The organism is Mesorhizobium sp. KR9-304, from assembly GCF_040049215.1.
Taxonomy (GTDB): domain Bacteria; phylum Pseudomonadota; class Alphaproteobacteria; order Rhizobiales; family Rhizobiaceae; genus Mesorhizobium_K.
Genome location: NZ_JBDZDN010000001.1, coordinates 410,903 through 435,470, shown reverse-complemented (window position 1 = coordinate 435,470; position 24,568 = coordinate 410,903). Strand labels below are relative to the sequence as shown.

Sequence of the window (24,568 nt, the reverse complement as noted above, 5' to 3'; positions counted from 1 at the left end):
CGGCTGTGGTTGCAAGCCGCCCCTCTAAACCATCGTATCATCAGGTTCAAGGAACAGGAGTTCGCCGCCGGCCGCCACGAGGCCGCAAGTGGCGCCGCGGTCAGGTGTCTGCCTCTCGGAAAGGTTCGTTGTCATTCCCCGGCGCGCCGTCCGATCTGGGCGCGGCCAGCCCCTCGGGCCGCTCGTCGGCGCCGCCGGCGCGGCGCGAGCGCGCCTGCGCCTTGCGGCGTTGCAGATTGTTGCGCAGCTCCTCGGCGAGCCGCGCCTTGCGGTCGAGTTTCGATCCCGGCTTGTCGGCGTTCGACGTCATGCAAAGTCCCATCCCCGGACAAAACCGGCGCCGCCCCAAAAAGCGGCGCTCATTGTGGCCTTGTCGTGGCGTCAACGTCCACCCCGCCGGCCTGTCAACACATGCCTTGCGCCAGCCGGATCGATATGGCAGAAGTCCGCCCGATCCGGAAGCTGCCGTAGCTCAGTGGTAGAGCACTCCCTTGGTAAGGGAGAGGTCGAGAGTTCAATCCTCTCTGGCAGCACCATTCCCCTTCCCATGCGAAATAGGCAGCCTGACGGCGAGCTTTGCAAGCTTGCCCAGACTGCTGTTCGGCCAGCCTCGATCCGGGAACGGAGGGACTGCCCGTGTTCCCGGATCCAGGCGGGGCATTGTCAGTTCCCGGGGGCGGCCTTGAGTTTGCGTGTCGGGCTGGGCGGCGCAACCTTCAGGCTGCCGGGCCTGCCGGCCGAAGCTTTCGGGACGTGCTGGCCCGTCAAAGTGTCGTGGATCGTTTCGTCGCACATCACCCATTTCCCGCTCGGCAACTGGCATTGCGCCAGCAGGTCGTGGGGGTGGGCCCCGGCTGTCGAAGTCAGTCCGGTCGAGATGAGGCCGCCAAAAGCGATCCCAAGGGCGATCAGTCTTCCAGTGCTCATGGTCATTGCAGTACCTCCGAAGTTGGCTGTCGTTCCTGACGACGGTTCTTCAGTCGTGCCAAGCTCGGGAATGGTTCACTGCGGGTCCTGACCCCTCTCACCAAGACACTGAAATAGCTGCAACAAAATGGTCGCGGGGAGACACGGATGTCTCCCCGTTCGTGCGTCAGTCGCCGCGTTGGGCAGATGCAAAGCTGCCGGTAGAGCTACCGGTATCTGTCGTACCAGTGGTTCGGCCGCTGCTCGAACGCCTGCGCGATCGCCAGCCCCGCCAGCAATCCGACCAGGCCGCCGAAAAGCATGCCGGCGGTGCCCGGATGGTTGCGGATCGGCTGCACGACCACGTCGGCGGCGCGGGCAGCACCCTGTGCGATGTCGTCGGCCCGCTCGGCGAGCGCAGCCTTGAGGTTGGCGATTTCGCGCTTCAGCTTGGCGACCTCGGCGGCCAGGTCGTCGCTGCCGCGTGCGGGCGTGGTGTTGTCTGCCATGTTGGTGCTCTCCGGCTTGAATTGCTCGGGAAACGGCAAGCGGCCCGTATTGGTTCCGGATGCCGATGACTGCCTGCCGGGAAGCTGCACGCCGATCGTGCGCGGCCGGCGAGCTCAGCCAGGGCGGCGTAGGCGCTTCTCAGATATTCACCGCGCGCTGGCGGGCGATGCCGATATGGTCGGCCATCGCATGTGCCGCCGCGTCCTCGTCGCGGCGCTCGACAGCTTCGATGATCTTCATGTGCTCGCCCATCACCTGCGGGATCATCGTGACGTAGAGGCGGGTTTCGGCGAGGCGGATCAGCTTGATCTTGATCCAGTTCACCCGGTACGCATTCGAGACGATCTCGTTGCCCAGATGATCGATTACCGCCTCGTGCAGCAGGAGGTCGGTGGCCTCCGCCTCTTCCATCAGGCCGGCGTCCTCGCCGGCATTGTGGCGGGCAAGCACGGCCTCGTGGCGCTGCCGGATCGTCGCGACCAGGCCGGCCGGCGCGGAACGCGCGAAGATGCGCACCGCCGCCTCCTCCAGGAAGAGGCGGAACTGGAACGCGTTGCGGACGAGATTGATGTCGACCTGCGGCACCTGCATGCCGCGATGCGGCGCGGTGCGGATCAGGCCTTCGGCCTCGAGGCGCGGCACGAGTTCGCGGATGGCGCCGAGCGGCAGGCCGGTGATGGCGACCAGCTCGCGCTGGGTGATGAATTGTCCAGGCTTGATCTCGTTGGCGAGCAGGCTGCGCGTATAGCCGACATAGGCCTGCTCGCGCAGCTTCAGCGCCTCGGGGGTTCCTGCCGGTCCTTCGCTCATGCCGATTTCCTGTCCCGCCCGGGCGCAAGGATCGCCTCGTATGCGCTGATCAGCGCGGCGCGGTCGGCGGCGGGCAGATCGACGAGGGGCGCGCGCATGCGGGCATATCCGTCGTCGCCATGGATGTGCGCGACCAGCGCTTTGACAGCCGGAAGCACCGGATATGACACGATGAGGTCGACGAGCGGAACGATCAGCGGATTGTCCCTGCGGCCATGGATTGCGTCGACCAGAAGTCTGGGCGCGAGGTTTGCGAGGCCGCAGATCGAGCCTTGCGCGCCGTTGCGCATCGCTTCGGCGAGTTGCCGCTCGTCGCCCACGAGAATCGCCAACTCGCCACGAGTGGCGAGAAAGGCCGCCGCCGTGGCCTTGTCTCCCGACGAATCCTTGACGCCGGCGATCACGCCGGGGAAGGCGCGCTTCAGCCTGCCGACCAGGCCGACCGACAGGGGGACGGCCGTCTGTCCCGGGATGTGGTAGAGGATGACGCCGCGCGCGTCGGCCCCGATGCCCTCGATCACCTCGGAGAACCAGGCAAACAGGCCGTCCTCGCCGGGGTTCTTGAAGTAGAAGGGCGGCGCCAGAAGCAGGCCGCGAGCGCCGAAGTCGAGTGCAAGCCGGGACTGCTCGACCGCATCCGCCACGGTCGTCGCCGTCACGCCCGCGTAGAACTGCCCGGCATCGATCCCGGCTCCCAGGACGGCGCCGGCCATCGCGGCCCGCTCCCGCATGCCGATCGAGAAGCCTTCGCCGGTGGTTCCAAACAGCGTGATGCTGTCGCAGCCTTCGGCAAGGACGTAGCGCGCGTGGTGAACCAGACGCGGCAGGTCAATTGCCCCGTCGGCGCGAAAAGGGGTGATCAGCGCGGCCGAGAGGCCAAAGATGTCTTGCTTTTTCATTTCCAACTTCATAGTGATCAATATCTAACATGTTGCTCAGTTTCGCAGTTTGGTCAAGATGCCTTGAAGCGAACAGGCGGCAGGTTTGGAAGGCGCGACGTGACGCGAGCCGGCAGGCTTTCAAGTCCGGACGCCTTGTGCGATCAATTCCGTCTGCCGGGAGGAGCCGGGCAGACACGTTTCAGGGAGGAAACATCATGAACAATCGAATCAATCGCCGGGCTTTCCTCGGCACGACGGCCATCGGCTTCGGCGCGCTGGCGATCGGCGCGGGAATGGCGCACGCTCAGGACAAGGTGAAGCTGCGGCTGTCGTCGCCGGCGACGCCGACCGACCAGCGCGCCATATCGCTGACGGAGATATTCGGGCCGGCCATCGCCGGTTTTGCCGAGTTCGAGCCGCACTGGAACGCCACGCTGTTCAAGCAGGGCACAGAACTCGAGGCCATCTCCCGCGGCAATCTCGAAATGTCGATCGCCTCGGCGCAGGAACTTTCGACCATCTATCCCGAGTGGTCGATTTTCGCCGCCGGTTACCTGCATCGTGACGCCGAGCACCAGAAGAAGGTGTTCGCGGCCGACTTCATGGATCCGATGAAGAAGCAGGTGGAGGACGAGCTCGGCGTGAAGCTGTTGACCGTCATGTATCTCGGCCGCAGGCAGCTCAACCTGAAGGGCGACAAGGAGATCAAGACGCCTGCCGACATGGCCGGCATCAAGCTGCGCATGCCGAATACCGAATCCTGGCAGTTCCTGGGCAAGGCGCTCGGCGCAAATCCGGTGCCGATCGCGTTTACCGAGATTTATACCGCGCTGCAGACGGGCACGGTCGACGGCCAGGACAATCCGCTGCCCTCGACGCGCGACTCCAAGTTCTACGAGGTCACCGACCAGATCGTACTGACCAGCCACCTCGTCGACCTCAACTATCTCGCCATCTCGAAGAAGGTCTGGGACGGCCTTACGCCGGAACAGCAGGCAACCATGCAGAAGGCCGCCGACGACGCAGCGGAGGCGGGGCGCCAGAAGCAGCTCGCCCTTGAAGCCGAACTCGAGCAGTTCTTCAAGGACAAGGGGCTGAAGGTCTATACGCCGGATGTCGAGGCTTTCCGAACCCAGGTGCAGAAGGCCTATCTCGAATCCGATCTGGCCAAGGCCTGGCCGGAGGGCATGGTCGACAAGATCAACGCGCTGTAGAAGCGGCGCACGATGCGGAGAACGCTCGCCTGGCTGCGGGCGCTGGCGGACAATGTGTCGGCGGCTTTGCTCGCCGCCATGTTTGCCGCCTTCATCCTGCAGATATTCACGCGCTACGTGATGAACGATCCGCTGAGCTGGACGCAGGAGGTCTGCGTCACGGCCTGGCTTTGGCTGGTGCTCTGGGGATCGGCGTTTTCGCTGACGGAGCGCGACCAGGTGCGCTTCGACGTCCTCTACACATGGGTCGGACACCGCACGCGCCGCTGGTTCGCGATCACGTCGGCGGCTGCTCTCTTTGCCGGCTTCGCCGCATCGTTTCCCGCTTCGCTCGATTACATAACCTTCTATCGGATCAAGAAGAGCCCGACGATCGGCATCCGGCTGGACGTGGTGTTTTCGGTGTACGCCATCTTCGCCGCCGCCGTCATCGTGCGCAGCGGGTATGAAGTGTGGCGGCTGCTTCGCGGCGGCCGTCTGCCCGAGGAGCGCCAGACGGATCATTCGGAAGAGCACACCGGGGTGCCGACCATATGAGCCCCGCCTTCACGCTCTGCCTGGTTGTCCTGTTCGGCCTGGCGGCGATCGGCGCGCCGATCGCCCATTCGATGATCGTTGCGGCGGTCGTCTATCTCGCCGTCGCCGGGCAGGATCTCGGACTGGCGGCCGAGCAGATGATCCAGGGCATCTACGACAGCTTCATCATCCTGGCGGTGCCGCTGTTCATCGTCGCGGCCAACATCATGAACGAGGGGGCCATCAGCGACCGGCTGCTCGATTTCTGCAAGGCGGTCGTCGGCCGCTTCCGCGGCGGCATGGCGCAGGTCGACATCCTGGTCAGCCTGATCTTCTCCGGCATGTCCGGCTCCGCCGTCGCCGATGCGGCCGGCGTCGGCAAGGTCACCATCAACATGATGATCAGGAGCGGGCACTATTCACCGGGTTTCGCGGGCGCGGTCGTGGCCGCTTCCGCAACGATCGGCCCGATCATTCCGCCCTCGATCCCGATGGTGATGTATGCGCTCGTCTCGGACGCATCGATCGGCTACCTATTTCTCGGCGGCGTCGTTCCCGGGCTGCTGATGACGCTGGTCATGATGGTGCTGACCAGTTGGATTGCCCACAAGCGCGACATCCCGGCGGAAGAGAGCGTGCCGCTGCGCAAGCTGCCCGGCATCACCTTCGGGGCGTTTCCGGCGCTGCTGATGCCGGTGATCCTGCTGGCCGGCATCTATGGCGGCGCGACGACGCCGACGGAAGCCGCCGCGGTCGCGGCGCTCTACGCGCTGCTGCTTGCCGCCTTCCTCTACCGCTCCGTCACCTGGCGATCCCTCTCCAACGTGTTCTCGGAAAGCGCCAAATCTTCGGCCTCGGTCGGCCTCGTCATCGGCAGCGCGCTGATCTTCAACTACATCGTCGCCGTCGAGAACGTGCCCAACTCCATAGCCAGTATGCTCGACTATCTCGATCTCAAGCCCCTGGCGTTCCTGCTCTTCGCCAACCTGCTGTTCCTGTTCCTCGGCTGCCTGCTCGATGCAACGACCATCATCCTCGTCATCATTCCATTGTTCATTCCCGCATGCCGGGCGCTCGGAATCGATCTCGTGCATTTCGGCGTCGTGGCGGTGGTCAACTGCATGATCGGCCTGATCACGCCGCCCTACGGCATGCTGCTCTTCGTCATCAACGGCGCGACCGGCATTGCCGTCAGCGCCATCGTGCGGGAGATCGTCCCCTATCTCCTGGCGCTGATAGCCACGCTGCTCCTGCTGATCCTGTTTCCGGACCTGACGCTCTGGCTGCCGCGCCAGTTCGGATATCAGGGATGAGTGCTGCGCGATGATCGGGCTCGGCCTCATCGGCGACAACATCAAGCCGTCGCGCGCGCCGCGACTGCATCGCGAGGCCGGGCGCCTGGCCGGGCTGGATGTGAGCTACGAGCTTCTCATTCCGGGCGAACTCGGCAAGGATTTCGACCGGGTCTTCGAGGACTGCCGGGCATCCGGCATGCGGGGCCTCAACATCACCTACCCGTACAAGCAGATCGCGGTCGCGAGAGCCGAGATCGACGACCCGCTCGTGCGCAGGCTGGGCGCCATCAACACCGTCGTTTTCGAGGGCGGCCGCGCTCGCGGCTACAACACCGACCATAGCGGCTTCATCGCCGCCTGGCGCGCAGCTTTCGGTTCGGCCACCCCCGGACGCGCGGTGATCGTCGGCGCGGGCGGGGCGGGGCGCGCCGTCGCCTTCGGACTGGCGGCGCTCGGGGCAGGGGAACTGACGATCGTCGACACGGATATCGCCAGGGCGGAGGCGCTTGCGCAAGCTCTCGGCGGCCTCGCGGCAACGGTGAAGGTGCGCGATGCCGCGGATGCCGAAATCCGTGCGGCCGAAGGCATCGTCAACTGCACGCCGGTCGGAATGGTCGGCTATCCCGGCTCGCCGATCGACGTTTCACTGCTCGGTCCGCAGCGCTGGGCCTTCGAAGCGGTCTATACGCCGCGGCAGACCGAGTTCAGCCTGGCGGCAGCGGCGGCCGGGCTCGATGTCATCGGCGGCTACGAGCTCTTCATTCACCAGGGGCTGGACGCGTTTCGCCTGTTCACCGGACGGGTGGTCGACGAGCAGGCCCTGCGCGCGGCCCTGGCGGAGTGATGACATGGCTGCCGGCATGAGGGACGCGCAGGGCTGGCGGGGCATCATCCTCGTCGCCAATACGCCCTTCGCCGCAGACGGATCGCTCGATTGCGAGTCCATCGCGGGCTTTGCCGACTACCTCGCCGATGCCGGCTGCGAGGCCGCGCTGCTGCGCGGGGTCGCGGCCGAAACAGCCTATCTCGACGCGTCCGAGCGGTTGCTGCTCGTGCAGCGCTTCGCCGAAGCGACGCGCGGCCGTTTCGACCTGATCGTCGGGCTCTCGGTCAGCGGCCGTAGCGCGATCGCCGATGAGGCGAGGGCGGCACTCGACGCCGGCGCCACCGCGATCAACTGGCGTCCGTCTCCGGCCATAGGCGCCGCCGAACTGATCGACACGCTTTCGGCCATCGCCGATGCCGGCGCCGACAAGATCATGCTGCAGGATTTCGACATTGCCGGGCCGGGCCTGCCCGTCGAGGCGATCCTGGAGGCGCATCGGCAAGTCCGCGCATTTTCGAGCATCAAGGTCGAAACCAGCGACAACCTTGCCAAGTCGGCCGGCATCGCCGCGGGCGTGACGCGTCCGATCAATCTTTGCGCCGGCTGGCCGGTGACCGGGATGATCGCGTTATTCGATGCCGGCATTCACGGCTTCATGCCGACCGGCCTCGCGCCGCTTCTGCAGCATATCTATCGCCTGCATCGTGACGGCAACCGACCGCGCGCGGTCGAGCTGTTCGAGCAGCTCGGCCCGCTGCACGCATTCATGAGCGAGAGCCTCGGCCAGTCGATCGCGGTGAACAAGCTGCTGCGCCAGCGCGAGGGCATCTTCGCGACCGACCGCTGCCGGCATCCGGAAGCTTGGCTCGACGCCGATCGGCGCAAGACGGCGGAGCGGCTGATCGAGGCGGCCCTGAGCCTGCAGGCCGAAACCTGCCGGCGCTGACGCAAGGTCCGTAAGGGCGCAATCTCAAGGGGGTTTTCAAGCGGCCGTCTTTTGGGCACTTTGCAGGTTCTGCCGAACAAGAAGAATGGGAGATCGCAATGAAGACCACTTTTGCAGCGAGCGTGCTGGCCCTGGCGCTCGGCGTATCCGGCGCCGCCATGGCCGAGCCGGTGAAGGTCGGCATGATCACGACGCTGTCGGGCGGCGGCGCCGGCCTCGGCGTCGACGCGCGCGACGGCTTCATGCTGGCGATCAAGCTGTCCGGCGCGACCGATATCGAGGTCGTCACCGAGGACGACGCGATGAAGCCCGAGCTCGCGGTGCAGATCGCCGACAAGATGATCCAGAGCGACAAGGTCGACGTTTTGACCGGCATCATCTGGTCGAACCTCGCCATGGCGGTCGTGCCGAACGCGGTCGCCCAGGGCAAGTTCTATCTGTCGCCCAATGCCGGCCCGTCGCCGCTCGCCGGCGCCAAGTGCGACAAGAACTATTTCAACGTCGCCTACCAGAACGACAATTTCCACGAGGCGGCCGGCAACTACGCGCAAGCCGAGGGCATCAAGAAGATGTTCATCCTCGCGCCGAACTACCCGGCCGGCACGGATTCGCTGAACGGCTTCAAGCGTTTCTACAAGGGCGAACTGGTCGGCGAGGTCTACACCAAGCTCGGCCAGACCGACTACGCCGCCGAGATCGCGCAGATCCGCGCCTCGGGCGCCGATTCCGTCTTCTTCTTCCTGCCGGGCGGCATGGGCATCGCCTTCATGAAGCAGTATGCGCAGTCGGGCGTCGAGATCCCCGTCATGGGCCCCGGCTTCTCGTTCAGCCAGGATGTGCTCGGCGCCATCGGCGACGCGGCTCTCGGCGCCAAGAACACGGCTTCCTGGTCGCCCGACCTCGACAATCCCAGGAACAAGGAATTCGTGGCGGCGTTCAAGGCGGAATACAACCGCCTGCCGTCGATCTACGCCGCCCAGGCCTTCGACACGGGCAGCCTGATCGCGGCTGCCGCCGCCAAGGCGGACGTCAAGGACGCCGACGCCTTTCGCGCCGCACTTGAAGCCGCCGAGTTCGACTCGGTGCGCGGCAAGTTCAAGTTCAACACCAACCACCACCCGATCCAGGATTTCTACGTCCGCGAAGTGGTCAAGGATGCCGACGGCGTGCTGACCAACAAGATCATCGCCACGAGCTTCACCGACCACCAGGACGCCTACGCCAAGGACTGCAAGATGTAGCCTCCTTCTCCCCGTCCTTCACGGGGAGAAGGTGCCGGCAGGCGGATGAGGGGCAGCGCTGACGTCGAGCACTATCCCGCCGTCTCCGCCGCCCCTCACCCTGCCCTCTCCCCGTGAAGAACGGGGAGAGGGTGTCGCCCCCCGTCGCGCCTCGCACACGATCGTATCCGCTTTGCAAACCGCCCTCCTCGTCGAGCAGCTCCTGAACGGCCTGCAGTTCGGCGTCATGCTTTTCCTCATGGCGGCCGGGCTGACGCTGATCTTCGGCGTCATGGGCCTGATCAACCTGGCGCATGGCTCGTTCTTCATGGTCGGCGCCTTCGCCTGCGCCGCTGTTGCCGGCGCGACCGGATCGTTCTGGCTCGGCCTCGTGGCCAGCCTCGCGGCAGCCGCCGCGCTCGGCGCCCTCGTCGAGGTCGCGGTGATTAGGCGGCTCTACGGCCGCGACCATCTCGACCAGGTGCTCGCCACCTTCGCCCTGATCCTCATCCTGTCCGAGGCCACGCGCTGGGTCTTCGGTTCCTTCCCGCTCTACCTCAACATCCCGCCGCAGCTCGGCGGAGCGGTCGCGCTGCCGGGCGGCGTGCAGTATCCGGTCTACCGCCTGGCCATCATCGTGGCCGGACTGGCGGTCGGTCTCGGCCTCTATGTCCTGATCGCCCGGACGCGTCTCGGCATGCGCATCCGCGCCGGCGAGAGCGACCGCGAGATGATCGGCGCGCTGGGCGTCGACATCCGCACGCTCTATACGGTGGTCTTTGCCCTGGGCTCGGCCCTTGCCGGACTGGCCGGCGCGATGGTCGGGGCCTTGCAGTCGGTGCAGGTAGGCATGGGCGAACCGGTGCTGATCCTCGCCTTCGTCGTCATCGTTATCGGGGGCATCGGCTCGATCAAGGGCGCCTTCGTCGGCGCGCTTCTTGTCGGCGTGACCGACACGATGGGGCGCGTGCTCCTGCCGCCGCTGCTTGCCGCCGTGATCGGCCCTGCGCAGGCGTCCGGCATCGGCGGCGCGCTGGCCTCGATGTCGATCTACATCGTCATGGCGCTGATCCTGGCGTTCCGGCCCCGCGGCCTGTTCTCGGCGCAGGGCTGACGATGCGACGCGAAACCGCCTTCAACGACGCGCTCGCCGCCCTTCTGCTCGCGGTTCCGCTCGCCGCCCACGCGCTCGCCGAGCCGTTTTACGTCGCGCTCGCCACCCGTGTCGCCATCCTGGCGCTCGCCGCCGCAGGCCTCAACCTGGCGCTCGGCTTCGGCGGCCTCGTCTCGTTCGGCCACGCCGCCTTCTTCGGCATCGGCGGCTATGTGGCCGGCATCTTCGCGGCCCACGCGTTCAACGCCGAACCGCTGCTTGGGCTGCCGGTGTCCGACCAGATGCCGGTCATCTGGCTCGCAGCCGCTGTCGTCTGCGCCCTCGTCGCCCTGCCTATCGGGGCGATCAGCCTGCGCACCAGCGGCGTCTATTTCATCATGATTACCCTGGCCTTCGCCCAGATGATCTACTATTTCGCCATCTCCTGGCCCGCCTATGGCGGCGAGGACGGCCTGTCGATCACAGTGCGCAACGGCTTTCCCGGGTTGAATACCGCCAATCCCCTCAGCTTTTTCCTCGTCTGCTATGGGCTGCTTGCCGCTTTCCTCGTGCTGATGTGGCGCGTCCGGGATTCGCGTTTCGGGACGGCGCTGCAAGCGGCAAGGCAGAACGCCGAGCGCGTTGCGGCCGTCGGTATCAAGCCGTTTCGCATCAGGCTCGCCGCCTTCGTGATTTCGGCCGTCGTCACCGGCATCGCGGGCGCGCTTTTCGCCGACCTCAACCGCTTCGTCAGCCCGTCCATGATGTCCTGGCAGATGTCGGGCGAACTCATCGTGCTCGTCATCCTGGGAGGAACAGGCAGGCTGTTCGGCCCGGTGGCAGGCGCTATCCTCTACGTCCTGCTCGAGTACGCGCTCGGCGGCCTCACGGAACGCTGGCAGCTTTTCCTCGGCTTCATCCTGCTTGGCGTCGTGCTTTTCGCGCGCGGCGGGATCGTCGGGCTCGTTGCCGGAAAGGCGCGCCATGGCTGAGGCGATCCTCGACATTCGCAACCTGTCCAAGAGCTTCGGCGGGCTGAAGGCGACCGACGACGTCAGCCTCGATCTCAAAAAGGGGGAAATTCACGCCCTTATCGGCCCGAACGGCGCCGGCAAGACGACGCTGATCCACCAGATATCAGGCACGCTGAGACCGAGCGCCGGCGCGATCCGCTTCCTCGGCCAGGATGTCACCGGCCTCGATGTCGCGGCGCGCGCGCGCCTCGGCCTCGGCCGCACTTTCCAGATCTCATCTCTCGCCATGGATTTTCCGGCGCTAAGGAACGTCATGCTCGCCGTCCAGAGCCGGCAGGGATCGAGCTTCCGCTTCTTCCGGAACGTCGGGACCGACGCCTCGCTGACCGAACCTGCGATGGCGGCGCTCTCCCGCGTCGGGCTGGAGGGGCGCGCCGCGGTGCCCGCTTCCGAGCTGTCGCATGGCGAGCGGCGACAGCTCGAGATCGCGATCGCGCTGGCGCTCGGCTCAAAGGCGCTGCTGCTCGACGAGCCGATGGCCGGCATGGGACAGGAGGGCTCGCGGTCGCTGACGCGCCTTCTCGACGCGCTGCGCGGCGAAGCGCCGATCCTGCTCGTCGAACACGACATGGATGCGGTGTTCGCGCTGGCCGATCGCATCTCCGTGCTGGTCTACGGGCGCGTCATCGCCACCGGAACGGTGGGCGAGATCCGCAACAACGCCGATGTGCGCACGGCCTATCTCGGTGCGCGCCCATGACGCTGCTCCGGGTATCGGCGATCGAAACCTTCTACGGCCCGAGCCAGGCTCTGTTCGGCGTCGACCTCGACGTCGGCGAGGGCGAGGTGGTCACGCTGATGGGCCGCAACGGCATGGGCAAGTCGACGACGATCCGCTCCGTTTGCGGGATGACGCCTGCATGGGCGGGGCGCATCGCCTTTGCGGGCCAGGAATTGACCGGCCTGCCGCCATACCGCATCGCGCGGCTCGGCATCGGCCTTGTCCCGGAAGGAAGGCGGTGCTTTCCAAACCTGACCGTTTACGAGAACCTCGTTGCGTCCGCCCGTCCGGGCAAATGGACGCTTGGCGCGGTCAACGGCCTGTTTCCCCGCCTCGGGGAGCGAACGGCGCAATATGCCAGCACGCTGTCCGGGGGCGAACAGCAGATGCTGGCGATCGGCCGCGCGCTGATGACCAACCCGCGCCTGCTCATCCTCGACGAAGCGACGGAGGGCCTGGCGCCCGTCATCCGCGACGACATCTGGGCGGCGATCCGCCGGCTCAAGGCCGAGGGACAGGCGATTCTCGTGGTCGACAAGACGATGGACGAGGTGCTCGGCGTCGCCGATCGCTGCGTCGTCCTGGAACGCGGGCGCACCGTCTGGAGCGGGCTTCCTTCCGAGCTCACGCCCGATCTGCAGGAGCGCTATCTCGGCGTCTGAGGCGCGCAATGCTCCTCCGCTGTCCGCGTTCGGTATGTTCTTCCCCGCAAACAGGCGCTAGAAAGTCCGCCGCCGTCATCAATCTTTATCCGCGAGACACGCGGCGCAGGCGAGGGTGGGAGAGAAAATGTCTGACATCGTGATCCGGCCGCTGCAGGCCTCCGACCATGCCGACTGGCGCCGGCTGTGGACGGACTACCTCGTCTTCTACAAGGCGACCGTGTCGGAAGAGGTCTACGCGACCACGTGGCGGCGCCTGTTCGATCCGGGCGAATTCGAGCCGAAGGGGTTTCTGGCGCTTGTCGACGGCAAGGCGGTCGGCCTCGTCCACTATCTCTACCATCGCACCTGCTGGTCGGTGACCAACAATTGCTATTTGCAGGATCTGTTCGCCGATCCTTCGACGCGCGGAACGGGCGTCGGCCGCGCGCTGATCGAGGCCGTGCAGGGTGAAGCGGCGAAGATCGGCGTCGCCAACGTCTACTGGATGACGCACGAGACCAACGACACGGCCCGGCGGCTCTACGACCGCGTCGCCAAGCGCACCGGCTTCATCGAATACGACATGCTGCCCTAAGCTGCCGCACTGCGTCAGCCCCTCAGGCCTTGCGCGATTCCAGCCAGCGCAGGACGAGCGCCTCCTCGTCATCCAGTCCTTTCAGCTTGCGCCGCGCCTTCCGCGCCGCGGCAAGTTCGTCCGCAAGCCGACCCTGCGCCCAGGACAGCGGGCGCAAGGTTCCCGGCGCGGCGGAAACATCACAGTAACGATGGAAAAGATCGAACAACACGAAATCGCAACGGAATCAGATTTTAATGGCGTTGTGCGCATAGTAACTGCTGCCCGCGGCCATCATTTGCACACAAACGATTTTGATGATCGCCGCGGGCAACGACAACAAAGACTGTCTCGGGGCATGCTTACGAAAAAAGGCAAGTATGGGCTGAAGGCCCTGGTGCATCTGTCGAAGATGCCGCCGGGACAGCTTGCCTTCGTCGGCGACATCGCGGCGAAGAACAATATTCCGAAGAAATTCCTCGACGCGATCCTGGGTGAGTTGCGCAACGCCGGCTTCGTGCAGAGCCGCAAGGGCAAGGATGGCGGCTACCGGCTCGCCAAGCAGCCGAGCGAGATCAAGATCGGCCATGTCGTGCGCGTGCTCGACGGGCCGCTGGCGCCGATCTCCTGCGCCAGCCGCAGCCAGTACCAGCGCTGCGAGGATTGCGACGAAGCGACCTGCCAGGTCCGGCACATGATGATGGAAGTGCGCCATGCGGTCGCCGAACTGCTCGACAACCGCAGCCTCGCCGCCATGCGCGACGCCGCCAATGACGACATGGAAATCGGATTGCGCCAGCACGTCTGAGACCGCCGCCTTGGCCGACGGCGTCGAATTGTACCAAAGTCTTATGCCGGCTAAGCGGATGCAGGGATTTGTCGCGTCCGCGCTCACGTTAATGTGCGCTGGATAAGTGTCAAACGTCATCCAACCGCAACAAAACGATTGTCCGACTGTCACAATCGACCGATACTCCCGCTCGCGAACCCCTCAGCCTTCGCCAACGAAAAACGGGAGAGAAACCATGAAACTCAAGGGCCTTTCGGCCGGTGCGGCCGTTGCTGTCACCCTTCTGTCCTCGTCGTCCGCCTTCGCCGTCACCGAGATCTCCTGGTGGCACGCCATGACCGGCGCCAACAACGAAGTCGTCGACACGCTTTCCAAGGAATTCAACGAGAGCCAGAGCGACTACAAGATCGTTCCGGTCTTCAAGGGCACCTATCCCGAGACGCTGAACGCCGGCATCGCCGCCTACCGCGCCGGCCAGGCGCCGCACATCATCCAGATCTTCGACGCCGGCACCGGCACCATGATGGCCGCCGAGGATGCGATGAAGCCCGTCGCCGACGTGATCTCGATGGGCGGCGCGGCTTTCGACAAGAGCCAGTATCTGCCCGGTATCGTCGCCTACTATTCCAAGCCGGACGGCACCATGCTGTCCTTCCCCTACAATTCGTCCTCTCCGATCCTCTACTACAACAAGGACATCTTCCAGAAGGCCGGGCTCGACGTCGACAACCCGCCCAAGACCTGGCCGGAAGTGTGGGACGCGGCACGCAAGATCAAGACCAGCGGCGCTGCCCCCTGCGGCTTCACCTCGACCTGGATGACCTGGATCATGACCGAGAACTTCGCTGCCTGGAACAACCAGCAGTGGGGCACCAACGAGAACGGCATCGCCTCGCTCGACGTCGAGCTGAAGGTCAATTCGCCGGTCTTCGTGAAGCAGTTCCAGGCGCTCGCCGACCTCGCCAAGGAAGGCGTGTTCCGCTACGGCGGCCGCACCTCCGAGGCCAAGCAGATATTCCTCGCCGGCGAATGCGGCATCTTCACGGAATCCTCGGGCGGGCTGGGCGACATCGTCAAGTCCGGCATGAACTATGGCACCGGCCAGCTTCCTTATGATCCCGACGTCGCCGGCGCACCGCAGAACACCATTCCGGGCGGCGCTTCGCTCTGGGTCTTCGGCGGCAAGTCGGACGAGGAATACAAGGGCATCGCAGCCTTCTTCGCGTTCCTGTCGCAGACCTCGGTACAGTCGAAACTGCACCAGGTTTCGGGCTACCTGCCGGTCACCATGGCCGCCTATGAGGAGACCAAGAAGTCGGGCTTCTACGACAAGAACCCGGCCCGCGAGATCCCGATCCAGCAGATGATGGGCAAGGCGCCGACCGAGAACTCAAAGGGCGTGCGCCTCGCCAACCTGCCGCAGGTGCGCGACATCATGAACGAGGAATACGAGAAGATGCTGGCCGGCGATCAGACCGCCCAGCAGACGCTCGACAACGTCGTGTCGCGCGGCAACGCCGCGATCAAGGAAGCGGTCGGGAACTAGGTTCTGTTCTCCAATGCCCCTCACCCTTACCCTCTCCCCGTGAAGAACGGGGAGAGGGGGGCGCAAGCGTGGCGGCCAGCCTTCTTCTCCCCGTTTTTACGGGGAGAAGTGCCCGGCAGGGCGATGAGGGGCAGCGCCAAACCTTGCGGAGTTGAGTGCAGGTGACCCCCCGCGTCGTCTTCCCCAACAAGCTGCTGCCCTACCTGCTGCTGGCGCCGCAGCTCGCCATCACGCTCGTCTTCTTCTACTGGCCGGCAAGCCAGGCGCTGTACCAGTCGGTGCTGAAGGAGGATCCCTTCGGCCTGCGCTCCCGCTTCGTCGGGTTGGACAATTTCAGGCGCGTTCTGGGCGATCCGAACTACCTCAATTCGGTCGAGGTGACGGTCATCTTCTCGGCCGCCACCGCCTTCATATCGATGGCCGTTGCGCTGCTGCTCGCCGTCATGGCCGACAAGGTCATCCGCGGCCGCGGCTTCTACCGCACGCTGATGATCTGGCCCTACGCGGTGGCGCCCGCGATCGCCGGCATGCTGTGGATCTTCCTGTTCAACCCGTCGATCGGATCGCTGGCCTATCTGCTGCGCGCCATGGGCATCGCCTGGGACCCGCTGCTCAACGGCCCGCAGGCGATGGTGCTGGTCGTCTCGGCCGCCGCCTGGAAGCAGATCAGCTACAACTTCCTGTTCTTCGTCGCCGGCCTGCAGGCGATCCCGAAATCGCTGATCGAGGCCGCTGCGATCGACGGCGCGCGGCCGACCAAGCGTTTCTGGACGATCGTCTTCCCGCTGCTTGCGCCGACCACCTTCTTCCTGCTGGTCATCAACACGACCTATGCCTTCTTCGACACGTTCGGCATCATCCACGCCGTCACCGGCGGCGGCCCGGGCAAGGCGACCGAGACGCTCGTCTACAAGGTCTATTCGGACGGCGCGCTGAACCAGCTGCTCGGCGATTCCGCCGCGCAGTCGGTCATCCTGATGGTCATCGTGATCGCGCTCACCGCCGTGCAGTTCCGTTATGTCGAGAAGAAGGTGCATTATGGCTGAAACGGCAGCCGATGCGCCGCGCGCGACCTCCGCCGCCGCCATTCTCGGCCGGCAGGAAGAAGGGGCAATGCTGGGAATCAGCCGCACTTCGCGCTACGTCGCGCATGCGGTGCTGATCCTCGGCATCATCATCGTCGCCTTCCCGATCTACTACACCTTCGTCGCATCGACCCACACGCTGCAGACGATCCTGCGGCCGCCGCTGCCGCTGCTGCCCGGAGATCAATTCTGGGAGAACTATTCGACGGCGCTGTTCGGCGGTATCGGCCGCATCGGCGGCGTCAATGTCTGGACGCTGCTGTTCAACACGACGGTCGTGGCGCTCGCCATCGCCATCGGCAAGATCGTCATCTCGGTCCTCTCGGCCTATGCGATCGTGTTCTTCCGCTTCCCGTTCCGCATGACCTTCTTCTGGCTGATCTTCATCACGCTGATGCTGCCGGTCGAGGTGCGCATCATGCCGACATACAAGGTCATGGTCGATCTCGGCCTGATCGACACCTACACCGGCCTGACGCTGCCGCTGATGGCGTCGGCCACCGCGACGCTGCTCTTCCGCCAGTTCTTCCTGACCATCCCGGGCGAACTGGTCGAGGCGGCGCGCATCGACGGGGCAGGGCCGTGGCGCTTCTTCAAGGACATCCTGCTCCCGCTGTCGAAGACCAACATCGCGGCGCTCTTCGTCATCCTCTTCATCTACGGCTGGACGCAGTATCTCTGGCCACTGCTGATGACCAACCGCAACGACATGAACACCATCGTGATCGCGCTCAGGAAGATGATCTCCTTCGCCGACGCCGATACCGAATGGCACCTCGTCATGGTCACCTCGATGCTGGCCATCATACCGCCCATCCTGGTGGTGGTGCTGATGCAGCGCTGGTTCGTCAAGGGCCTCGTCGAAACGGAGAAGTGAACGCGTGGCCACCGTCGACCTGAACGATGTGCGAAAAGTCTATGCCGGCAATGTCGAGGCGGTGAAGGGCGTGTCGATCGCCATTCCCGACGGCAAGCTCTGCGTGCTGGTCGGGCCGTCCGGCTGCGGCAAGTCCACGCTGCTGAGGATGATCGCGGGACTGGAGACGATCACCGCCGGCACGGTGTCGATCGACGGCAAGGTGGTCAACGCCATCGGGCCGACCGACCGCGACATCGCCATGGTGTTCCAGAACTACGCGCTCTACCCGCATATGAAGGTCTACGACAACATGGCCTACGGCCTCAGGAACCGGGGCACGCCGAAGGACGAGATCGACCGCCGCGTGCGCGAGACGGCCAGGACGCTGGAACTCGAGCAGTTGCTGGAACGCCGTCCGCGCGAGCTTTCCGGCGGCCAGCGCCAGCGTGTCGCCATGGGCCGCGCGATCGTTCGCAACCCGAAGGTCTTCCTGTTCGACGAGCCGCTGTCGAACCTCGACGCCAAGCTGCGCGGCCAGATGCGCGTCGAGATCAAGAACCTGCAGCGGTCGCTGGGCGTCACCTCGGTCTACGTCACGCACGACCAGCTCGAGGCGATGACGCTTGCCGACCTACTGGTGGTGATGAACGCCGGAAAGGTCGAGCAGGCGGGCGATCCGCTCGACATCTACGAGAAGCCGGCGTCGATCTTCGTCGCGAGCTTCATCGGCGCGCCGCCGATGAACCTTCTGCCGGTCGGGCAGGGGAGCCTGCCGGCGAACGGGATGCCGGCAGGCGCGGCAACCATCGGCTTCCGGCCCGAGGATGCGGAGGTCGTGACCACGAAGGAGGCGTCCGGCGACGCCCTGGCGCTCGATGCGGACGTCGAGGCGGTGGAGCCGGTCGGCGCGGAAAGCTTCCTCTACTGCGCGGCGGCTGGTTCGCGCATCGTGGTGCGCGTGGCGGGCAGGGCAGTGGCGCGGCCGGGCGACCGGCTGCGCGTCATCGCGCGCGCCGAAAAGCTGCACTGGTTCGACAGCGCGGGCAGGCGCATCGGCTGATCGCCGGCTGCGGCCGGATCGCATCTTCCGCCCCGGTAACCATGGCGGCAGTCGATCCTTTCAATTCAGACTGTGTTGACCCATAGGGGCTAGACTTCATGCCTCGGCGAAGGGGATGTGCTCATGTCCTACTCCTCCGGCAAAGGCTGAAACTTCACCGGGTCCCGGCGCTGAAATGCAAGAAGGAAAGGCAACAAAGGCGGTTCCCGGGCGCTTCCGGCTGCCCCGGCTCGGCGGTCTTGCCGGCGCGGGCACGGTCGCCGTCGCGATCAAGCTGTCGAGCGCCGCCCTCAATTTCCTGATGTTCGTCGTTGCAGCGATGTTGACGGATGTGCGCAGCTTCGGCCTGTTCAGCACGGCTTTCGCGGCAGCGAGCCTCGTCTCCTTCATCAATGTCGTCGGCCAGCAGAGCATCATCCTGCGCTACTGGCCGCAGCATGCCGGGGCCGGCAACCTGCCGGCGGCCTACGCGGTCTTGCTGCGCTCGATCGTAACCGTGCTGGTCGGCCTCGCGGCGGGGACCATAGTCTTCGTCTTCGCGAGCGTGCTGCCTTGGGCCGATGCCAGCATTCCCGAATGGCGGCAGCTCTGCCTGTGCGCGGCGCTGATGGCGGCAATGCTCGGCTGGTCGGAGTTCCTGTCCAGCGTCTTTCGCGCCCGCGACCGGCTGTTTGCCGCGCTTCTGCCGCGCGACATCGTCTGGCGGCTGGCCGTCATCGTGGCGCTCGGCGTCGCCTGGTGGCTGAACGGCCCGCTTTCGGCCGTGGCCGTCACGCTCATTTGCGCCGGCCTGCTCGGTCTGTGCCTGCTCGGCCAGACCATCGGCATCTTCGCCGATGTGCTCAAGGCAGAAAAGGCGAAGCTGACGGCAGTCGAAAAGAGCGAATTTCTCAAAGTGACCTTCGGCCTCTGGGGCGTAAACGCTGTGCCGCCGGCGCTGGGTCAGATCAACACGCTGATCGTGGCCGGTATCCTCGGCGCCGAGATCGCGGGCGGCGTGTTCGTCGCCGAACGCACGGCGCGGCTGATCGACCTGCCGCTCAACGGTATCAACCAGGTCCTCGCGCCGCACATATCGCGGAACTACCACCTCAGCGGCGCGACCTCCGTACAGCATTCGGCGAGCGCCGCCGCCATGGCGAGCTTCCTGATAGCACTCGCCGTCATGGCGGTGTTCTCGGTCGGCGGCATGCAACTGCTCGGCTTGTTCGACGCAGCCTATGTCAACACGACGATGTGGATCGTGCTGTTGATCTTCGGCCTGTCGTCGACGCTCGGCGCCGCCTGCGGCCCGACCGCTCTGCTGTTGCAACTGACGGGCCATCAGGACGTGCTGCTGAGGATATTCACGCTCGCCAGCACCGCCGGCATACCGCTGGTCGCCTGGGCGGCCTGGCAGCTCGGGCCGATCGGCGCGGCAGCCGCGATCGCGCTGGTGTTCGCGCTCGCGAACCTGCTGCCGGTTCGCGTAGCGATCCGGTCGCTTGGAGTGAACCCGACCGTCTTCGGCTGGTCAGGAGGCTTGTCCGGGTGGAGGAAAGGCTGACCGGCGAGGGTCAGGCCGCCTTGCGGCGGTCCTTCAGCCAGCGCTTCGCCGTGTGATAATATTCGCGCAGTTTCGGCCGCTCCTGCTCCAACCTGACCGCCAGCGGAAACAGCGCGTCCTTGCTGGCTAGTTCCAGCATGCGGTTGGAGAGGTTCATGCGCTCCGGCCAGAAGCGGCGCATCAGCGGATGCAGCGGCGGCGCGCAGGAATCGACGAAGCCGAGCGACGGGTCCGCGTTCATCGCCTCGGTCACCTTAAGGACAAGCTGCGAACCCGGTGAGTTCTTGGCGAAATCCTCATCGAAGGATATCTTCGCATACCAGGCGGTCGCGCCGTTTCGATAGGTGATCGACGAGGCGATGACGCGTTCGCCGAGCTTCAACTCGTCGATCCTGACGCGGCCTTCCGCACCGAGGTTGCGCACGACGCCGCGGATGAATTCCGTTTCCGCGGCAGATTCGGGGATCGCGGTGCCCGCGCGTCCTTTCCAGCCCTTGGCTTCAAGGTCGAGATAGGTCTCCAGCGCGCGACCCAGGTCTTCCGGGGTCTCGGCGACGGCAAGCGTCACCGGGCCTTCCTTCTCCAGCCGGCGATACTCCTGGCGCAGCTTTGAACGCGACCCGGAGGAAAGATGCGCCATAGTGTCGGCCGCAAGGCGGGGCGTGAAAAAGGCGCGGTCATGGCTTTCCGTGTGCGCCTCGCGCAGGCCGAGATTTCCCTGCAAGCCTGCGAGCGCATAGGCGAACGGTCCCTCGTCGGGAGCCAGCGGTAACAGCGCGCGCCGGGGCAAGCCCGGAAGGCTGGATGGCATGTTGAACAGCGCGGTCAGCGCCTCCGTCGCCCGATCCCTGTCGAGCAGCGGGACGCCGGAAGCGGCGAAGGGATGCGTCCAGCCGAGCAGGACGGGCAGCGGCAGGCCCCAGCGCATGCGCGCGACCCTGAACGGCCAGAGGGCCAGCAGCGGTGCATTCGGAGAGGCATCGGCATGGATCGCCAGGATCCGCACGCCGTCGCCGAAGGGCAGGCGGGCGGGGAGGGCGTATTCCGGCTCGTAGAAGATGTTGGCGACCAGCGAGCGCTTCGCCAATGCAGCCCATCGTGGCGCGAGATCGCCGCCACCGGCGAGGGGCCTTTCCGAGAGATGCAGCCCCGTCACCTTGCATTGTGCCGAACGCATGGACGTCGCCTCGCCTGTTAGGGCCTTTTGACGCTCATCGATCGGCGCCCATGTCGAACTGCTGCTCTCATGCATCGGCTGGTTTGTCCCCTGCCCAACCCCAGCGCATGCGTCTCAGCTTCTCCAGCGTGGACCGCAGTTCTGGGTACTTCAGCGCGAGGCGGCGTATCCGCCGCCTGAGGGCGGCTTCCGCCACCACGATCAGCCCGAGGGGCGAAAGCGCCTGCTGGTATTCGTACAGTTCGACCGTCTCGGCTTCGAATCGGCTTTTGTACGAAAGCGAGCCGACGCTGAGGTCGAACACGTCGAAGTCGTGCTGCTGGCACCATTCAAGCGTCTTGAACATCGCCACCAGACCCGGCGAGCCTGGTTGATACTCCTTCTTGGGCGTTATGGCCGGAGCGATCAGCGTGAAGGTTTTGCGGTAGGCGTAGCCATAGGTCACGGCGACGATTTCATCCGCGGACCGCAGCGCAAACACGCGACCGACGGACGCTTTGCCCTCCTTGCAGGCCAACGCCCGATAAAAGGCGACAACGTTCGGGTCGAGCAAGGCGTCCTGGCGGCCGAGTTCCTGGAACCGCGCGGTACGAAACGCCAGAAGCGCTTCCAGCAGCTCGTCGGTATCCTGCTTGCTTGTGGCTTCGGTGAAGGTGAGCGGTCCGTGCTTCTGGAGCACCTTCGCCGACTTCTTGAGCTTGCGGGCGAGCGCCGCCGGATTCATGTTTTGGGTTGGCTTGCCTGAGGCGTCACGCAGGTAAAGCGTGGTCGCGGACGCGGCCATCGGCTTCAGGAAATCCGCGCCGGAGAGCGCGTGCGGCTTGTGATGGAGCTGCCGTGGCAGCTTCTTGAAGGCGATGGCATGGACGCCTGGTACGCTTCGCGCCACGGTCCGCCATAGCTTGGCCGTGTCATCGGCTGACAGCGCGGCGTCACGGAAATAAGCCGGCGCGAAATAGTCGGTCACGTCGAAGTCGACCGCTTCCAGCCGGGTCACGCCGAACTTTTTCAGCCGTACGAACGGAAATACCGCGATCGGTTTGCCGGCTGCGTCAGTCACGCCGACAAGCACGAGTTTTCTCGAACCGGCCAGCATGTGCCGTTCGAATTGTTCCAGAAACGGGCGGCTCTGGAAGACGTTTGCTCCGGCTGCTTCCGCAACCTCCAGGAACGGATCGCTCATGCCCGATAACACGCGCGCGGAAAAGACTTCCGGCGCCGCCGCGGTCCGATCGGCGAAGTGCTTCGCAACGCTCATCGCGAATTCACCAGTTCCATCTCTGGCTGGGCTGGCTGCACTTCGCACTCGACTACGCTCCGAATTGCTGGGCCACGTCGCCAAGCCCACGTTTCTGAAATTCGATGACGGCGCTTCCTTACAGCCTGATGGGTGCCGGGCGGGTAAACGCAGAGGCTGAACGTCGCCGTTTGGTTAAGGGCGGATTACCCGGCAGACGCCGAATTGAATCAATTCCGAAGCATCGGCCCCGGGCAACAGGTCATTGATCGCTGAAGAGTTCGCCCAAAGGATCGTCAGCGAGCTCGGCGGTTCCAAACCGACGCGTGCGGGAGGGCGTCGGCATCGCGCATCGTCTGCGCCATCATCAGCAGCGACTTTGCGGCCGGGCGATGCGGATCGGGGACTCGTTCCGGCAACTTCTCGTCGGCGAGCGCCAGCAACGCATTGTTCTGCTTGCGCGCGCGCATCGGTTGCCAGTCCGGCAGCTCTGGATCGTTTGCCGGGACTTGAGGCTCCGGCATCGGTTCGCCTGATGGCGGCGGGCTGTCGGGCAAGACGATACGAGGGCGGCGGCGCATCCGGTCGAAGCCTCGGCGGTTGGCGACCGCGAGCGCGGTCGTCGCAGCGACGCCGCCGAGCAGTCCGAACACCGGCGCCAGGAGCGTCATCGACGGCCGGCTCGACCTCAGCGGCGGCACCGCCGGCGAGATCACCTTGATGTTGTCGATGTTGATCAGCGCCAGCTCGTCGGTCGTCTTGTTGCGGCTGAGGAACTTTTCGTAGATGTCGCGGTCGGCCGAAGCCTCGCGCCGCAGCGCTTCGAGCCGCACCTTGGCGGTGTCGGTCAACACCGCGCCGGAGCTCAGCTTGGCGATGTCCGCCTCCAGCTTCTTCTGCTGTGATTCGGCAACGTCCAGTTCGCCCTTGAGCTGGCGCGTCAGGTTCTGGCGCTCCTCGCGGATCTGGCGTTCGATGCCTTCGAGCGCCTGGCGGGTCTGCGCGATGCGCGGATGGCGCGAGCCGTAAGTCAGGCTCTGCTGATCCAGGGTCTGCTTGAGCTGCGCGCGCTGCTGGCGCAGGAAGGAAAGCTGCGCGGTTTCGCCGTTGCGCGGGTCCGACAGCACGACATCGTCCGACCCGCCGCCGGTCTGGCTCTGGTAGCGCGCGCGCGCCGCCTCGGTGGCGTTCTTGGCCAGCGCAAGCTGGGCGCTGAGCTCGGTCAGCTGGCGCATCTGCAGCGTATCGTTGTCGTCGATGTAGAGGATGCCGTTTTCGGCGGCGAAGTCGGCGACGGCCTTCTCCGACGCGTTGAGCTTGCGGCGCAGGTCCACCAGCCTCTCCGACAGCGCGCGCCCGGCGTCTTCGGTCGCCTGCCTGATCTCGCCGTTCTGCGCGTCGGCGAATTCGTTGGCCACGCTGTTGGCGATGCGCGCGGCCTCTTCGGCCGTGCCGGCCTTGAAGGAAACCTCGACCAGATAGGTTGCGCCCTTGCGCTCGACCGACAGGTCGCTCTTGAACCTCGCGAGCGCCTTGAGCTGCTCGTCCTCGCTGAGCTTGTTCGTCACGTCGCCAAGCATGCCGAGCTTGTCCATGACAGTGAGCAGGAATCCGTCCGAGCGCATGATCTGGATCATGCTTTCGAGCACCGCCGCGTCGCTGCCGATCGGCTGCAGCACGTCTTCCTGCAGCGTGACCTGCTGGTTGCGCGGGTCGACCAGCACGGTGGCGGTGGCCCGGTAGGGGAAGGGGATCAGCGAGACGAGCACGATGCCGATCACCGTCAGCGCGATCGCGATGGCGCCGATCCTGACGATGTTGTCGAGGATGAAGCGGAAAAGGGCGATCGGGTCGATCACCCCGGCGCCGCGCGGGGGAGACGGCGCGCGCACGGATCCGGGCGCCGGCCGCGCGCCGGGGCGATACGTCTCGGGCATGTCCCAGTCCGAACTCATTCGCTTCCTACTGAAGGGTGACGCGCAAGATCGCGCGATCTGCCGGCAAGCCAAACATGACTGAACCGTAAACAGGAATGCTGAACGGCGAGTTAACCAATCGGAGAGTTTGAAACTGTAGTA

The 24,568-nt window shown here is 65.3% G+C and carries 26 protein-coding genes and 1 tRNA gene; 18 read left to right on the top strand and 9 right to left on the bottom strand.

Annotated elements, in window-relative coordinates; translation table 11 throughout:
* Positions 1 to 100: 100 nt before the first annotated feature.
* The gene (locus tag ABLE71_RS02130; RefSeq protein WP_348781722.1) at positions 101 to 310 is read right to left on the bottom strand and encodes a hypothetical protein; all 210 of its coding nucleotides are present in this window, start codon (positions 308 to 310) and stop codon (positions 101 to 103) included.
* A 151-nt stretch (positions 311 to 461) separates the two neighbouring features.
* Here ABLE71_RS02130 and ABLE71_RS02125 point away from each other — a divergent pair.
* Positions 462 to 536: transfer RNA gene (locus ABLE71_RS02125), tRNA-Thr, on the top strand.
* A 127-nt stretch (positions 537 to 663) separates the two neighbouring features.
* Here ABLE71_RS02125 and ABLE71_RS02120 read toward each other — a convergent pair.
* From ABLE71_RS02120 to ABLE71_RS02105, 4 genes are all read right to left on the bottom strand, one after another.
* A complete protein-coding gene (locus tag ABLE71_RS02120; protein WP_348781721.1) occupies positions 664 to 933 on the bottom strand; it encodes a hypothetical protein in 270 nt (89 codons plus the stop codon).
* Positions 934 to 1,133: 200 nt separating this feature from the next.
* A complete protein-coding gene (locus ABLE71_RS02115; protein ID WP_348781720.1) occupies positions 1,134 to 1,415 on the bottom strand; it encodes a hypothetical protein in 282 nt (93 codons plus the stop codon).
* Positions 1,416 to 1,554: 139 nt separating this feature from the next.
* A complete protein-coding gene (locus tag ABLE71_RS02110) occupies positions 1,555 to 2,226 on the bottom strand; it encodes a GntR family transcriptional regulator (protein WP_348781719.1) in 672 nt (223 codons plus the stop codon).
* Positions 2,223 to 3,125 carry a dihydrodipicolinate synthase family protein gene (locus ABLE71_RS02105; RefSeq protein ID WP_348781718.1) on the bottom strand — a complete coding sequence of 301 codons (903 nt, stop codon included), beginning with the start codon at positions 3,123 to 3,125 and terminating at the stop codon, positions 2,223 to 2,225. The genes ABLE71_RS02110 and ABLE71_RS02105 overlap by 4 nt, the downstream gene beginning before the upstream one ends.
* A 197-nt stretch (positions 3,126 to 3,322) precedes the next feature.
* Between ABLE71_RS02105 and ABLE71_RS02100 the strand changes: the two genes are divergently transcribed.
* The 11 genes from ABLE71_RS02100 to ABLE71_RS02050 all read left to right on the top strand — a co-directional run bounded on the left by ABLE71_RS02100 (position 3,323) and on the right by ABLE71_RS02050 (position 13,211).
* Positions 3,323 to 4,321 (top strand): sialic acid TRAP transporter substrate-binding protein SiaP, encoded by a 999-nt coding sequence (locus ABLE71_RS02100; RefSeq protein WP_348781717.1) that lies wholly within the window; start codon positions 3,323 to 3,325, stop codon positions 4,319 to 4,321.
* A gap of 12 nt (positions 4,322 to 4,333) precedes the next feature.
* The gene (locus tag ABLE71_RS02095) at positions 4,334 to 4,858 is read left to right on the top strand and encodes a TRAP transporter small permease (RefSeq protein WP_348781716.1); all 525 of its coding nucleotides are present in this window, start codon (positions 4,334 to 4,336) and stop codon (positions 4,856 to 4,858) included.
* The gene (locus ABLE71_RS02090; RefSeq protein WP_348781715.1) at positions 4,855 to 6,150 is read left to right on the top strand and encodes a TRAP transporter large permease; all 1,296 of its coding nucleotides are present in this window, start codon (positions 4,855 to 4,857) and stop codon (positions 6,148 to 6,150) included. The genes ABLE71_RS02095 and ABLE71_RS02090 overlap by 4 nt, the downstream gene beginning before the upstream one ends.
* Before the next feature lie 10 nt (positions 6,151 to 6,160).
* Positions 6,161 to 6,976, top strand: a complete 816-nt coding sequence (locus ABLE71_RS02085; protein ID WP_348781714.1) for a shikimate dehydrogenase — start codon at positions 6,161 to 6,163, stop codon at positions 6,974 to 6,976.
* A 4-nt stretch (positions 6,977 to 6,980) separates the two neighbouring features.
* Positions 6,981 to 7,904, top strand: coding sequence for a dihydrodipicolinate synthase family protein (locus ABLE71_RS02080; protein WP_348781713.1), 924 nt, complete (start codon positions 6,981 to 6,983; stop codon positions 7,902 to 7,904).
* A 98-nt stretch (positions 7,905 to 8,002) separates the two neighbouring features.
* Entirely contained in the window at positions 8,003 to 9,145 is a 1,143-nt protein-coding gene (locus ABLE71_RS02075; protein WP_348781712.1) for an ABC transporter substrate-binding protein, read from the top strand.
* A gap of 172 nt (positions 9,146 to 9,317) precedes the next feature.
* A complete protein-coding gene (locus ABLE71_RS02070; protein WP_348781711.1) occupies positions 9,318 to 10,238 on the top strand; it encodes a branched-chain amino acid ABC transporter permease in 921 nt (306 codons plus the stop codon).
* A gap of 2 nt (positions 10,239 to 10,240) precedes the next feature.
* On the top strand, positions 10,241 to 11,209 hold the full coding sequence (locus ABLE71_RS02065) for a branched-chain amino acid ABC transporter permease (RefSeq protein ID WP_348781710.1): 969 nt from the start codon (positions 10,241 to 10,243) through the stop codon (positions 11,207 to 11,209).
* The gene (locus ABLE71_RS02060) at positions 11,202 to 11,951 is read left to right on the top strand and encodes an ABC transporter ATP-binding protein (protein WP_348781709.1); all 750 of its coding nucleotides are present in this window, start codon (positions 11,202 to 11,204) and stop codon (positions 11,949 to 11,951) included. Before ABLE71_RS02065 ends, ABLE71_RS02060 begins: the two co-directional genes overlap by 8 nt.
* Complete coding sequence (locus ABLE71_RS02055) at positions 11,948 to 12,634, top strand: ABC transporter ATP-binding protein (protein WP_348781708.1); 687 nt, start codon at positions 11,948 to 11,950, stop codon at positions 12,632 to 12,634. Before ABLE71_RS02060 ends, ABLE71_RS02055 begins: the two co-directional genes overlap by 4 nt.
* A 127-nt stretch (positions 12,635 to 12,761) precedes the next feature.
* Positions 12,762 to 13,211, top strand: coding sequence for a GNAT family N-acetyltransferase (locus ABLE71_RS02050; protein ID WP_348781707.1), 450 nt, complete (start codon positions 12,762 to 12,764; stop codon positions 13,209 to 13,211).
* Between the two features lie 22 nt (positions 13,212 to 13,233).
* Here the strand turns inward: ABLE71_RS02050 and ABLE71_RS02045 are convergent, their stop codons facing one another.
* A complete protein-coding gene (locus ABLE71_RS02045) occupies positions 13,234 to 13,419 on the bottom strand; it encodes a hypothetical protein (protein WP_348781706.1) in 186 nt (61 codons plus the stop codon).
* A 129-nt stretch (positions 13,420 to 13,548) separates the two neighbouring features.
* Between ABLE71_RS02045 and ABLE71_RS02040 the strand changes: the two genes are divergently transcribed.
* The 6 genes from ABLE71_RS02040 (at position 13,549) to ABLE71_RS02015 (ending at position 20,076) form a co-directional block, all read left to right on the top strand.
* Positions 13,549 to 13,998: an Rrf2 family transcriptional regulator gene (locus ABLE71_RS02040; protein ID WP_348781705.1), complete on the top strand. Its 450-nt coding sequence runs from the start codon at positions 13,549 to 13,551 to the stop codon at positions 13,996 to 13,998.
* A 217-nt stretch (positions 13,999 to 14,215) separates the two neighbouring features.
* A complete protein-coding gene (ugpB, locus tag ABLE71_RS02035; RefSeq protein WP_348781704.1) occupies positions 14,216 to 15,526 on the top strand; it encodes a sn-glycerol-3-phosphate ABC transporter substrate-binding protein UgpB in 1,311 nt (436 codons plus the stop codon).
* 161 nt (positions 15,527 to 15,687) lie between these two features.
* On the top strand, positions 15,688 to 16,572 hold the full coding sequence (gene ugpA / locus ABLE71_RS02030; RefSeq protein ID WP_348781703.1) for a sn-glycerol-3-phosphate ABC transporter permease UgpA: 885 nt from the start codon (positions 15,688 to 15,690) through the stop codon (positions 16,570 to 16,572).
* A gap of 67 nt (positions 16,573 to 16,639) precedes the next feature.
* Entirely contained in the window at positions 16,640 to 17,488 is an 849-nt protein-coding gene (gene ugpE / locus ABLE71_RS02025; RefSeq protein WP_348783634.1) for a sn-glycerol-3-phosphate ABC transporter permease UgpE, read from the top strand.
* A gap of 4 nt (positions 17,489 to 17,492) precedes the next feature.
* Complete coding sequence (gene ugpC, locus ABLE71_RS02020; protein ID WP_348781702.1) at positions 17,493 to 18,530, top strand: sn-glycerol-3-phosphate ABC transporter ATP-binding protein UgpC; 1,038 nt, start codon at positions 17,493 to 17,495, stop codon at positions 18,528 to 18,530.
* A gap of 175 nt (positions 18,531 to 18,705) precedes the next feature.
* The gene (locus ABLE71_RS02015) at positions 18,706 to 20,076 is read left to right on the top strand and encodes a lipopolysaccharide biosynthesis protein (RefSeq protein ID WP_348781701.1); all 1,371 of its coding nucleotides are present in this window, start codon (positions 18,706 to 18,708) and stop codon (positions 20,074 to 20,076) included.
* A gap of 10 nt (positions 20,077 to 20,086) precedes the next feature.
* Here the strand turns inward: ABLE71_RS02015 and ABLE71_RS02010 are convergent, their stop codons facing one another.
* From ABLE71_RS02010 to ABLE71_RS02000, 3 genes are all read right to left on the bottom strand, one after another.
* Positions 20,087 to 21,253, bottom strand: a complete 1,167-nt coding sequence (locus ABLE71_RS02010; RefSeq protein WP_348781700.1) for a GNAT family N-acetyltransferase — start codon at positions 21,251 to 21,253, stop codon at positions 20,087 to 20,089.
* Positions 21,254 to 21,320: 67 nt separating this feature from the next.
* Complete coding sequence (locus tag ABLE71_RS02005; RefSeq protein WP_348781699.1) at positions 21,321 to 22,511, bottom strand: GNAT family N-acetyltransferase; 1,191 nt, start codon at positions 22,509 to 22,511, stop codon at positions 21,321 to 21,323.
* A 275-nt stretch (positions 22,512 to 22,786) separates the two neighbouring features.
* The gene (locus ABLE71_RS02000) at positions 22,787 to 24,445 is read right to left on the bottom strand and encodes a GumC family protein (protein ID WP_348781698.1); all 1,659 of its coding nucleotides are present in this window, start codon (positions 24,443 to 24,445) and stop codon (positions 22,787 to 22,789) included.
* Positions 24,446 to 24,568 lie beyond the last annotated feature (123 nt).